This window comes from Shewanella sp. H8 (assembly GCF_040285065.1).
Taxonomy (GTDB): Bacteria; Pseudomonadota; Gammaproteobacteria; order Enterobacterales; family Shewanellaceae; genus Shewanella; species Shewanella polaris.
The window spans coordinates 3,955,647-3,968,002 of record NZ_CP157213.1; the positions used below are offsets into that span (position 1 = coordinate 3,955,647).

The following is a 12,356-nucleotide window of genomic DNA, read 5'->3' on the forward strand; positions in this document are numbered from 1 at the left end:
ACTAGAAAGATAAAATAAATTCTCATGCTGTAGAAACATTAATCACACAGATATGTTCATCAATAGCTAATTTAAGGGGACCACTACAACCGAATGATACAAATAACTCAACGAGTCATATTGCAAGACAATGAAATTGAATGGCAGTTTGTTCGTTCAAGTGGTGCTGGTGGCCAAAATGTCAATAAAGTGTCTACCGCCGCCCAGCTCAGCTTTGATATTGCTTCGTCATCTTTACCAGAATTTTATCAACAAAAGCTATTAGCCAAAGCTGACCACCGTATAACTAAAAGCGGAAAAATAATCATTAAGTGTCAGCAATCTCGTAGCCAGGATTTTAATCGCCAAACCGCGTTAGAACAATTTATCGAGTTAGTAAAAAGTGTCGGTATTGTGCAAAAAGCCCGTATACCGACTCGAGCAACCAAAGGCAGCCAAACGCGACGCATCGAAACAAAAAAACAACGTGGTGCCACCAAAGCCATGCGTCAAAATAAGTCAGACTATTAATTTTCCTTTTAACTGAGGATTTTGAGGTTTACCAATCGCTTATCTTCAGTAAGAATGAAGGTGTTTAGTTTATTGCCCACCACACAGGAAGTATCATAGAGCAACATAGCCAAAATTTTAGTTATTAACGGCCCTAATCTTAATTTGCTTGGTCGCCGTGAGCCTGGGCATTATGGCCATCAAACCTTAGCGACTATACTGAGCGATCTCACTGATACGGCGAGTAAAGTTGGCGTAACCTTAGAACACATTCAGTCAAATGCTGAACACCAGCTTATTGATGCGATCCATGCGACCGATGCACAGTTTATTATTATCAATCCAGCCGCGTTTACCCACACGAGTGTCGCCCTGCGTGATGCGATACTCGGCGTAGCCATTCCGTTTATTGAAGTGCATTTATCAAATGTACATGCCCGCGAACCTTTTAGACACCATTCTTATTTTTCTGACAAAGCCCAAGGTGTTATCTGCGGTCTAGGCGCGCAAGGCTATGATTTTGCGCTACAAGCCGCAATAAAATACCTAAAAGATAACGCCAAAGGATAAGGTTTGAGTAAGTTAAAAGCGGACGTGAGCATTATTTACAGTGGCATATTTAGTCAATGGGACAATCAAAGTGATGAGTTGCCGCGATTTTCAGAGGCCACGGTTCATGTACCTGCGATTATCGATACCGAATTTGGTTTTATTGCTCGGATCAAAAAAGCTAAGAATCAAGTGCTCACTTACTGTATATACCACCCAGATATTCCAGATGATGACGGCAATGTTCGCCCACCGTTTGATGGCACGGTTCATACCCAATCAACCTGAAGATGCTCGATTTCAGCAAGAGTTTACACGCGTTTAGGCAAGGCATTGATTGCGTGTAATGGTTATTCCCTTTCCAAAATCAATAACGCAGCATAAACGCGTGTAAAACTTGCCCCTTGGGAGTTTCACCGTGTTCCCACTACGTTGTTGTGCTAATTTATAAGGTACCTACATTACCGCATTAACGCGCCTAGTATTGAAAACACGGTGAAGCTCTGAAACATGCATCGTCAGGTTGATTGGGTATCGATTAAAGAAAATGATTGGCGCTTTTATCTCGGCGATTGCATTTGGGCACCAACAAGTAGCAAGGTAGGTAACTGGCGAATGACACTAGAACTCAATGGCAAAATCATTGCCGACAAAACCTTTAAGGTGTATCTACCAGATTAATAGTCTCTGTCGCAACGTCACTCTGCCAAAATGTTTGCTATAATCCGCGCCAATTGCCCCACCATTTAGCGAGTATCCATGACTATTCCAGCTGCTTTAGCCGATGCATTAGCCAAGCGCGCCACTTTTTTTGAGCAAGCTAACCAAAATAATACTGATTGTTATCGAGTTTTTCATGGCACGGTTGAAGGTGAGAATGGCCTAAATATCGACCGTTACGGTGATGCTTGGTTAATCCAAACCTTTCATCAAACGTTAACGGCGCAACAACTTGAAGACATATCAAGCATACTTACTGCCCATGCAGACTACCATATCGTTTACAACGATCGTTCAGGCAGCCATTCTCGCGTGGTTAATAATGCAGGAAACGAAGCCCAGGATTACTCGCAATCAGAACAAGTTATCCATGAAAATGGCATTACCTTTACCTCCAAATTGCGCCACGAAGGTCAAGACCCGCTGTTATTTTTAGACATGCGTATCGGCCGTGAATATGTTTGTGACAATAGCCAAGACAAGACGGTATTAAACCTGTTTTCATACACTTGCGGTATTGGTACTGCTGCAGCGATGGGCGGTGCTCGTAGAGTGATGAATGTCGACTTTTCATCATTTGCATTAGCGGCTGGGCAAAAAAATGCTGAGCTAAACAATGTCACCGATGTGTGTGAATTTGTGCAAAGTGATGCGTTTCCAGCTCTGCGGCAATTAGCAGGTTTACCCATTGGTGGTCGTCGTAATCAAAAACTGCCTAAATACCCTAAACTACGCGCAACTCAATTCGATTTAGTGTTTTTAGACCCGCCACGGTTTGCTAAAAGCGCATTCGGGATTGTCGATCTCGTCAATGATTACCAAGGCTTGTTTAAACCAGCAGTATTAACAACAAAAGTGGGCGGTAAAATTGTCTGTTGTAATAATGTCGCTAAAGTTGATCGCCAAGCATGGTACGACAGTCTTGTACGCTGCGTAGAAAAACAAGGCCGTAAAGTTAGCGCGACTCTGTGGTTAGATTGCCACCCAGACTTTCCCGCATTTGATGACAATCATCCATTAAAAATCGTGGTATTGACCATAGATTAACAATAATGATTTGATTATATGTATAAACCATTCAGCCACCTTTACGATGGCTGAATTGTATCTGTTAATCCACTCAACTGATTACGACACCGATGTGACCTTTGGACTCCCAGCGGTACTCGTGGCGCTGTAGCCACGGGCATCTAACTTAGCAAAAGTCTTATCTAAAATCGTGTCGACATATTGCCAATCACTGCGCACTTCATCTTGAGTAAATGTCAGTAACAAGTAACCACGATCTTTCAAATTGGCGTATTTTAGATCGGTAATCAAACCAACAATTGCCGCTTCGGTCGCTGGCTTTCATCATCAGATAAGCCCAAGTAATACTCAAGCCCAGGTGATGATACAGAACTAGTGGCAAATTCTACTCCTACAATATCCCCACTACTATCGGTCAAGTCACTCGACCAAGCATTATGAGTGTCACCGGCAACCACCACTAAATTTTGGTTTAACGATTTTGCAGTAGCGTAAATAACTTCACGCTCATAGGCATAGCCGTCCCATGCATCTAAATTGTATGGAATTGAAGGCAATTGTAATAGCGCTATCACCTCAGGGGTTAACTTGTCTTGATTCGCTTGCAAGTACGTAAGCTCTGCAACCGTTAATGTGGGGTCGCTTGCTTGTGCACGAGCCGCTAGTTGAGCTAATCCGGCAAGCTCAGCGAATTGTGGAATACTCATTTGTTGAGTCGCTATAGCCGCAGGCATTAACATTTTACCCATCAAAACTTGCTGACCTAACACTTGCCATTTAGCCGTAGACTGTAATAACGTTTGCTGTAACCACAGTAACTGAGTCTGCCCAAGTAATGTACGGTTGGTATCGGTCACATCAGCTGCAAATGTTGTACTGTTAAATGACCCTGTAGCAGAGTCAATATAATTTCCGTACTCTAGCTGTTTATCGCGAGCCAATACTCGAGTATCGAGCATGTGCAAATCAACCAAGTTACCGTAATTAAAACTTCTGTAAATTTCTTCATGGTTACCTTCACTCCAAGGGCGAATTGGCAGCCATTCAAAGTAAGCTTGCAGTGCCGCTTGTTTGCGCTCATCAAAATCGCCTTCGCCGTCGTTATGATTTTCAGCACCGTCTTTCCAGGTATCATTTGCTACTTCGTGGTCATCCCACACTGTAATAAAAGGCACTTTAGCATGCAGTTTTTGTAAGCTTGCATCGCTACGGTATTGGCTGTAACGAGTACGATAATCATCAAGTAAAAACAACTCACCTTCTGGTAACACTTCACGATCTAACTCAACGGCATGCTCGCTGGCGTATTCACCACGAGCATACTCATATAAATAGTCACCTAAATGCACCACAGCATCTAAATCATCTTGTTGCGCAGCCATTTCATACACATTAAAATAGCCAGCGGGGAAATTAGCACACGACATTACCGCTAACTTTACCGAATCAACACTGCCCTCAGGTAATGTACGCGTTTGGCCCATTTCCGACAAAGTCTCACCCGCTTTAAAGCGATAGTAATACTGTTGACCAGCTTCAAGCCCTACCGCGTCGACTTTAACGGTATAGTCTCGGTTTTGATTAGTAACAGTTTGGCCATTGGTGACTAATTGGTTAAAATCACTGTCGGTGGCAACTTCCCATGACACGGTAATATCACCCTCTACATCAGGTGTCACTCGGGTCCATAAAATGACTGCATCAGTTGCAGGATCGCCACTCGCTACCCCTTGCAAAAATTGACCTGATACCTGTTCGTCATCATCACTACTGCAGCCCATTAATCCATACGACACGACTACCGCACCTACACCTTTGGCTGATATTGCAAGAAAATCACGACGAGTCACAAACCGTTTCATAGCCTATCCTTTTTTATCATTAATAGTTTATATGGCGATGCTAAGCACAGCCTAAGAGGTCTAATGAGACGCTATTGTGAGAGCTAATGATGACAGAAAGGTGACAGAAGAATGACAAGCTAATCATATTGATATTGAGTTGCTGATACGGTTCAAAACGGTTTCGTCATTTTTAATAAGGGTTAACTTAAAATAAATTGCGCACAATGTAGTTGCAATAATAAAAACCTCACGCTATAGTAAATACAATTAGATTGCGCACAACTTAATATACTTAATGATGAAATCAACACCATCTAGATATAAGCCATCGCAATCACCCAAATTGATACAACTAACATTTTTAACATACTTTATGAGGTCTATTATGAAAGCGTTATACACAACTTCAGCTACAGCACTTGCAGGTCGTAATGGCCAAGTTTCTACTGATGACAAAAAAGTCGACTTACAATTAAGTTACCCAAAAGAAATGGGCGGCAGTGGTGAGTTTACTAATCCAGAACAGTTATTTGCTGCAGGTTATGCTGCATGTTTCTCAAATGCTATTTTGCATGTGGCGAGCCAAACTAAAGTGGCTATCAAATCGGCTCCAACTACAGCGACTGTAGGTATCGGCGCTAATGATAATGGTGGTTTTGCACTCACAGTTGCACTTGCTGTCGAACTAGAACTCGACCAAATCGAGGCTGAAAATCTGGTTAAAAAAGCTCATCAAGTTTGCCCATACTCAAATGCAGTACGTGGCAACATTGACGTTAAACTGACTGTAAACGGCCAAGCTATTTAAGTTTGTTGAGTTAATTCTGCTGATGTAAACTTAAAAAAACCAAGACATCAGTCTTGGTTTTTTATGTTTTGAGTAACTAGCAACTTAGCACTTACTCAATAAACTAGCTGACTTTGGCTTCGTTATTGCTTCACGCTCATTAAAATATCCAAGGCGCGTAAACGGTGCTCGTTGTCATACAAGTCATTAGTAAACATCAATTCGTCTACTCCAAGCTCCTCAACAAACATCTCTAATCGATGCTTAATGGTTGTTGGGCCGCCACAAATAGACAAACTTAAAAAGCTATCAACATAGTTCTTTTCTTGCTCGCTCCACAAACCATTCATGCTAGTAATTGGCGGTTTAAGCCACATTTCTTGACCACGAATTAATGCTAAAATACGCTGTTTAGAGGTAGTACTAAGATGCTCAGCCTCGGCATCTGTTGGCGCAGCTATTAGGGGTAAACCAACCATCACATAAGGTTTAGCTAACACTGCCGAAGGGATAAATTCACGACGATAAAGTGCGATAGCTTCTGACAGAAAACGCGGTGCAAAATGGCCAGCAAACACATATGGCAACCCACGTTCTGCGGCTAATTGCGCACTGAATAAACTAGAACCTAATAACCAAATTGGCACGTTGGTGTCTTCACCTGGGATAGCCCGCACCGCTTTATAGTTACTGTCTTGACGCTGTTCGCGAGGGCCAAGTAACGACTGTAACTCTCGCACTTCATCAGGAAAATGTTCCGCCCGTTTATTATCACGATTAAGCGCTAAACTCGTCACAGGATCGCTGCCAGGCGCACGGCCTAAACCTAAATCAATTCGATCAGGATACAAGCTGGCTAACGTGCCAAATTGCTCTGCCACCACTAGCGGTGGATGATTGGGTAACATAATGCCGCCAGCACCAACACGTATTCGCGTAGTGCCACCAGCAATGTAACCAATTAAAATAGACGTAGCAGAGCAAATAATACCCGGCATATTGTGGTGTTCAGCTAGCCAAAAACGATTTACACCAAGGCTTTCGGCATGTTGGGCATAACGTAAACTGTCTTGCAGGGTTTCTGACACGGTGGAATCTTCACGCATCGGTGCTAGTTCGAGTAATGAAAAAGGAATATCTGCCAGTATTGACATAACGGCTCCTTATTTAAGCTATGAATAGGTTGTACTAAAAGGCTTGTAGCATCTCTGGAGTAAACTCATCGACATCAATCGTAAAACCTGCCGCATCAATGCACTGTTGCAGTTTATCTAACTCATTATTGACGTTCGACATAGTTAACGTATTGTTATCTAAGTTATATACTAAAGCTAAGCTTTGATAATAAAAGCTCAATATCACTAACGCATCGCGATTATTATTTTTGGCGGCTTGTTGAATAGCTTTTAGTTTACGGTAGATTTTGTTCTGCAATTGTTTGAGTTGCCATACATAATAGACTTCGTAAAACGTCGGTTTGTGACGCAAGTTGCGCACTAATAAACTGCACACCATTACGGCTAAAATAACCCCACCAAAATTCAAATGAAAATTACCCGTGGATTCAGCGCCCGCTATCGGTTTTACGCCCAAAAAATAAATCATTAATTGGCCAAACACTAATGACAAAATGATCAATAAGGCGACCAAGCCTATCTGCATCTGGTTATTAATTGAACGGTATCGGTTTTTATCTATGTTAACTAACTTCATCACGCAGCTCATATCACTTATTTGTGTATAGCTTAACGCGTCATAGTGATTTATAGAATGAAATATTAACGCTTATTAAGTGTGATTTAGTCTAATGCGATTGGTCGTTAGTTAGCGGATAATAAGGAGTGATAAAAATCACCCCTCAAATATTCATACTTCAAATAGCAAATTCCCTTTTGTAAGCGATATATTAATTACGTCCAGCCATCACGCCACCATCAACATCCCATATTGCACCCGTCACCCAACTTGCTTTATCAGATAATAAAAACACTATGCTGTTCGCAACATCGGTGGCATTACCAATTCGCCCAATAGGATGAAATTCATTGAAGCTTTCAAGTACGTTAGACACATATTGAGGTTCAATAAAGGCCTCATAAATTGGCGTACTGACCACGGCTGGCGAAACGGCATTAACACGAATACTATGCTCAGCCAATTCCATTGCCATGTGTTGTGTCAATGCATGTAAACCAGCTTTAGCCATAGAGTACGCACTTGATGGCGTAGCTTTAATGGCTTGTTTAGCCCACATAGAACCAATATTCACTATGCTACCGCCATTATGTTTTATCATGTTTCTGGCAACCGCTTGCGAAATAACAAAAATGGCTTTGTTAAGCTCCATGTAAATATCGTAATCACTCACTTGATGCTCTAAAAACGGCTTGGGATTAAAATACCCAGCTGCGTTAACTAAATAAGTCATCTTTTTATCGGTTGAGTCAATCATATTGATCAAACGCGCAAGATCTTGGCTGTCGTATAAGTTAGTTTGAAATCCGCTTACACGACCTAGAGCTGACAATTGCATCACAGCCTCATTGAGTTTATCCGCCTTATTACCAACAATAATGGTATCAATACCTTGAACCACTAATTGCCTAGCTGTTTCAAAGCCAATACCACTTGTACCACCAATAATAAGCGCAGTTTCTTGCGTTAACTTCGTCATTTGTTCACACCTAAAGTAAGAGTAAGTGTGGTAAGCTTATTGGCAAACTATCCGATTGAATAGTAAGTACAAATCGGTTGCATAGGTACTTTTAGGTACATATTAATGAATACAAACGAAAAATTATTTGCGCGAAAATCGGCTCCAGAAAAAAGTGCACGCATGGTCGAAACCATTTACGGCTGTAAATGGTCATTAACGGTGTATCAGCTATTGGCGAACAAGATTAATCGTCCTGGTGAAATGGTCAAATCAGTTGAAGGTCTCAGCACCAAAGTGTTAAATCAATGCTTGAAGAAAAATATTGAATTCGGCATTTTACATAAAATCAACTATCCCGAGATCCCACCTAGAGTGGAATACGAGGTAACTGAATTTGGGCAAAAGTTTATGCGTATTTTAGATGATATTGAAAAGCTGCAAGACGAAATTGATGCTTAGCTCGCAGCTAATTATTATCAACCAACCCCCACATTCACTTGAATCAACGTTCTGATGGCTCATTAGATTCACTTGCCGTAGTAAGCCAAACAAACTCAGGTAATGCGGTTAAATCTAAGCAATCTCCTCGCTCGGCAATAGCGCTATGTTTCGGTTTAGTCGCAGAGTCTTGATTCAGTGCTTCAATCAATACTTGCTGTGCTTCGGGTTCACCATGTACCAATATCACCCCAGGTGATTGCTCAAAATGATGATACCAACGCAATAATTCAGCTTGATCTGCATGAGCAGACAAGCCACCAACGGTATGAATACGCGCGGCCACTTTGACACTTTGGCCATGAATAGTTAATTCTTTGGCACCATCTACCAATAAACGGCCTGGCGTGCCCATAGCTTGGTAACCACAAATAATAATATCGGCTTCTTTACGCCATAAATTATGCACAAAATGATTACGAATACGGCCGCCATTACACATACCACTACCGGCAATCACTATTAGCCCTTTATGGATATCATTCAGCTCTATCGACTCCTCGGTACTATTAATAAATTCAGCACAAGATAACAACGGATGTTGCCCAGGAGATTGACGAGTAAAACGTTTAAAGTCTTCGTCCATTAATGGGTAATTCTTAACGTACACTTCGGTTGCTTTTATCGCCATTGGGCTGTCTAAACAAATACGCCAACGCGATAAATCCCACTCTTTGGCATATAAATGAAACAGATAAAGTAACTCTTGCGAGCGGCCCACAGAAAAAGCAGGAATTAAAATATTGCCGCGACTTTCGTTAATTGTCGTTTTAAAAATCGCTTTAAGCTCTACCAGGGTATCTTGCCAGCTTCGGTGTAACCTATCGCCATAAGTGCTTTCCATTAGCACCAAATCAGCTTGTTCGATAAACGTTGGGTCCCCCAAAATCGGCATGCCGGCTCGGCCCAAATCACCACTAAAAACCAGTTTTTTCTGTTCAGGTTTATTGCCTAACCATAACTCAACCACAGCCGAGCCTAAAATATGCCCCGCATCAGATAAGCAAATTTCTATGCTGTCGGCAATTTGCACGCGTTGACCGTAATCAAGCTCCACAAATTGTGCCATCACTTGATCAACTTCTTTTTCGGTAAATAACGGCTCAAGTGGCACTAAGTCATGTTTTGCGCGCTTCTTATTTTGCCTATCGGTATCTCTTTCTTGCAGCACCGCGGCATCACGTAACATCACACTACATAACTGCGCGGTAGCCCGTTGAGTATAAATGGGTCCTGTAAAACCATGTTTTATTAAATTTGGTAAACGACCAGAATGATCGATATGAGCATGGCTTAATACCACTGCGTGAATATTTTGCGGGTTGAATGGAAAAGGATCGTGATTACGTAACCAGTCAGCTTTACTGCCTTGAATGAGTCCACAATCAAGCAATACTTGCTGCTCATTAACTGTAAGCATATGGCAAGAGCCAGTAACCTCTTTAGTTGCACCAAAAAACTGCAAAGTCATGTTCATAATGTTGCTCCCGATAAAATCGATAACAGCCTTAAATTAAACATATGACATTGGGGGAATAATGTAACGATCTACATCAAATAAACCCTCAAAAAAGATAACTTTCAGCAAAATAAAATAAAATAAAATAAAAAATCACATTAAATGCATAAGCAAACACAGATCAACAATTAATCTTATTAATTAACCTTATTTAAACTTAGTATTAACATGAGACTTTATTAAACTATTGAACAATGAATTTTTTGATGTATATCGCCTTTTGTGAGCATATTTCACTTTATGAGTGGATAGAGGGTTTGTTACTCTCCGTCGACTCAATGGAAAGAATTTTAAATGAACTAAGCTGTGCTTATCCAAACAACAAGACAAGAGATTAAAATGAATAAAACTTTAGTTGCAGCGTTGATTTCAACTGTTCTGGTAACACCTTCGGCATTAGCCATCGAAATTTTTAAAGATGATGTGAATGCGGTTAGCATTGGCGGTTTTGTCGATGCGCGAGTGATCAATACTCAAGGTGAAACTGAAGTCGTTAACGGCGCGTCACGCATTAATTTTGGTTTTGATCGTCAATTACAAAATGGTTGGAAAGCGTATGCAAAATTAGAATGGGGTGTAAACCCTGTGGGCAGCACAGACATTGTTTATAACAACCGCTTTGAGTCAATTCAAGATGAGTTTTTTTATAACCGTTTAGGTTATGTCGGCCTTGCACATGACACATACGGCAGCATCACAATTGGCAAGCAGTGGGGTGCTTGGTATGACGTGGTCTACAGCACAAACTATGGTTTTGTATGGGATGGAAACACTGCTGGTGTTTACACTTACAACAAAGATGATGGCGCGGTAAACGGTGTCGGTCGTGGTGACAAAACCGTGCAGTATCGTAATAGTTTTGGTGATGTTAGCTTCGCTGTACAAGTTCAGCTAAAAAACAGTGAGTTCTATACCTGTGATATTGAAAACATTACTCAAGAAGCTTGTGAAGATTTATGGACAACAGGTTCAGCAGAAGCTCAGCAAGTTGAATATAACTATACCTATGGTGGCGCAGTAACTTACCAAGCGACTGAAAAATTAGTCCTAACGGCGGGTATTAACCGTGGTGAGTTTGATGTGACTTTTGGTAACGGTCGCGCATCTACTGCCATTGATCTCATTTACGGTATGGGTATCACTTGGGGTAACTTTGATCAAAATGGCTTTTATGCCGCAGCCAACGTGAACAAAAACGAAAATCATGACACCGACAATATCGGCCGTTTAATTGATAAAGCCGTCGGTGTTGAATCCTTGTTCTCGTATATGTTTGACAACAACATCCGTACCTTTGTGTCTTACAACATCCTCGATGCTGGCAGTGATTATGTTATTCAACCTAACTATAACGCCGATCCAGACGACGTATTTAAGCGTCAGTTTGTGGTGATGGGATTACACTATGTGTTCAATCCTGAAACCGTCGTGTACCTAGAAGCTCGTCGTGATTACAGCGATTTCACCAGTAACGATAAAGCCCAGCAAGCCAGAATGGAACTGTCTGAAGATGACGGTGTAGCCATTGGTATTCGCTATACACTTTAATCTACATTCTCCAGCTTAGTGGCTGATCAAAAAAGGTTCGACATTACTGTCGAACCTTTTTTATTGCGCTGACTTTTATTGATTAGCTAAAGACAGTAAAGAGTAACGAAACGCAACTCATTAATCCGCAAATCTGCGCTAGATTTAAGCTAGCTCTATGCAATAGTCGGCTCATCAATAATAGTCACTTTCTCAATCACAATAGGCTCACGCGGCACATCATCATGACCAGCTATTGTAGTGGTTTTGACTCGCTCCATTTGCTGGATAACATCCATACCCGCAGTGACTTTTGCAAACACCGCATAACCCCAGCCCGAATTGGTCGTTGCTGTATGATCTAAAAAATCGTTGTCGGCAACATTAATAAAAAACTGCCCAGTGGCCGAATGCGGCGCATCAGTGCGCGCCATAGACAAAGTACCCACTACATTTTTTAAGCCTTTATTGGCTTCATTAGCGATAGGATCGCGAGTTGGCTTTTCTTTCATTTTGGCCGTTACCCCCCCCCCCTGCACCATAAAACCTTTAATGACTCGATGAAAAATAGTGCCTTCGTAAAAACCATCCTGACAATACTTTAAAAAGTTTTTAGACGTGACTGGCGCATGTTCCATATCAAGCTCTACGGTAAAATCGCCAAGGTTAGTGCTGAAGATAATCATATGATGCCCATGTTCCAAAAATAAGGAATTCCAAAAATAACAATAGCCGCCA

At 41.5% G+C, this 12,356-nt stretch carries 13 protein-coding genes and 1 pseudogene; 8 read left to right on the top strand and 6 right to left on the bottom strand.

Annotation, left to right across the window (positions count from 1 at the left end; all coding sequences use genetic code 11):
• The first annotated feature begins 93 nt into the window (after positions 1–93).
• From arfB to ABIS04_RS17250, 5 genes are all read left to right on the top strand, one after another.
• Positions 94–510, top strand: a complete 417-nt coding sequence (arfB, locus tag ABIS04_RS17230) for an alternative ribosome rescue aminoacyl-tRNA hydrolase ArfB (protein ID WP_350431851.1) — start codon at positions 94–96, stop codon at positions 508–510.
• A gap of 105 nt (positions 511–615) precedes the next feature.
• Positions 616–1,059 carry a type II 3-dehydroquinate dehydratase gene (gene aroQ, locus ABIS04_RS17235; RefSeq protein ID WP_350433469.1) on the top strand — a complete coding sequence of 148 codons (444 nt, stop codon included), beginning with the start codon at positions 616–618 and terminating at the stop codon, positions 1,057–1,059.
• 3 nt (positions 1,060–1,062) lie between these two features.
• Positions 1,063–1,326 (top strand): DUF3859 domain-containing protein, encoded by a 264-nt coding sequence (locus tag ABIS04_RS17240; protein WP_350431852.1) that lies wholly within the window; start codon positions 1,063–1,065, stop codon positions 1,324–1,326.
• 222 nt (positions 1,327–1,548) lie between these two features.
• Positions 1,549–1,719, top strand: a complete 171-nt coding sequence (locus ABIS04_RS17245; RefSeq protein WP_371833609.1) for a DUF3859 domain-containing protein — start codon at positions 1,549–1,551, stop codon at positions 1,717–1,719.
• 78 nt (positions 1,720–1,797) lie between these two features.
• Positions 1,798–2,805 carry a class I SAM-dependent methyltransferase gene (locus ABIS04_RS17250; RefSeq protein ID WP_350431853.1) on the top strand — a complete coding sequence of 336 codons (1,008 nt, stop codon included), beginning with the start codon at positions 1,798–1,800 and terminating at the stop codon, positions 2,803–2,805.
• Positions 2,806–2,886: 81 nt separating this feature from the next.
• Here the strand turns inward: ABIS04_RS17250 and ABIS04_RS17255 are convergent.
• Positions 2,887–4,649: pseudogene (locus ABIS04_RS17255) on the bottom strand (alkaline phosphatase).
• Positions 4,650–5,016: 367 nt separating this feature from the next.
• On the opposite strand from ABIS04_RS17255, the gene ABIS04_RS17260 reads away from it, so the two are divergent.
• Positions 5,017–5,439, top strand: a complete 423-nt coding sequence (locus tag ABIS04_RS17260; RefSeq protein ID WP_350431854.1) for an organic hydroperoxide resistance protein — start codon at positions 5,017–5,019, stop codon at positions 5,437–5,439.
• 122 nt (positions 5,440–5,561) lie between these two features.
• Here ABIS04_RS17260 and ABIS04_RS17265 read toward each other — a convergent pair whose 3' ends face one another.
• From ABIS04_RS17265 to ABIS04_RS17275, 3 genes are all read right to left on the bottom strand, one after another.
• The gene (locus tag ABIS04_RS17265) at positions 5,562–6,572 is read right to left on the bottom strand and encodes an LLM class flavin-dependent oxidoreductase (protein WP_350431855.1); all 1,011 of its coding nucleotides are present in this window, start codon (positions 6,570–6,572) and stop codon (positions 5,562–5,564) included.
• A 34-nt stretch (positions 6,573–6,606) separates the two neighbouring features.
• Entirely contained in the window at positions 6,607–7,131 is a 525-nt protein-coding gene (locus ABIS04_RS17270) for a DUF3087 domain-containing protein (RefSeq protein WP_350431856.1), read from the bottom strand.
• Between the two features lie 193 nt (positions 7,132–7,324).
• Entirely contained in the window at positions 7,325–8,092 is a 768-nt protein-coding gene (locus tag ABIS04_RS17275) for an SDR family oxidoreductase (RefSeq protein WP_350431857.1), read from the bottom strand.
• A gap of 105 nt (positions 8,093–8,197) precedes the next feature.
• On the opposite strand from ABIS04_RS17275, the gene ABIS04_RS17280 reads away from it, so the two are divergent.
• On the top strand, positions 8,198–8,533 hold the full coding sequence (locus ABIS04_RS17280) for a helix-turn-helix domain-containing protein (RefSeq protein ID WP_137225022.1): 336 nt from the start codon (positions 8,198–8,200) through the stop codon (positions 8,531–8,533).
• Positions 8,534–8,576: 43 nt separating this feature from the next.
• Here ABIS04_RS17280 and ABIS04_RS17285 read toward each other — a convergent pair whose 3' ends face one another.
• Positions 8,577–10,049, bottom strand: a complete 1,473-nt coding sequence (locus tag ABIS04_RS17285) for an MBL fold metallo-hydrolase (RefSeq protein ID WP_350431859.1) — start codon at positions 10,047–10,049, stop codon at positions 8,577–8,579.
• Between the two features lie 381 nt (positions 10,050–10,430).
• Here ABIS04_RS17285 and ABIS04_RS17290 point away from each other — a divergent pair, with 381 nt between their 5' ends.
• Entirely contained in the window at positions 10,431–11,639 is a 1,209-nt protein-coding gene (locus ABIS04_RS17290; protein ID WP_350431860.1) for a porin, read from the top strand.
• Between the two features lie 155 nt (positions 11,640–11,794).
• Here ABIS04_RS17290 and ABIS04_RS17295 read toward each other — a convergent pair whose 3' ends face one another.
• Positions 11,795–12,304 carry a peptidylprolyl isomerase gene (locus ABIS04_RS17295; RefSeq protein ID WP_350431861.1) on the bottom strand — a complete coding sequence of 170 codons (510 nt, stop codon included), beginning with the start codon at positions 12,302–12,304 and terminating at the stop codon, positions 11,795–11,797.
• Positions 12,305–12,356: the final 52 nt, after the last annotated feature.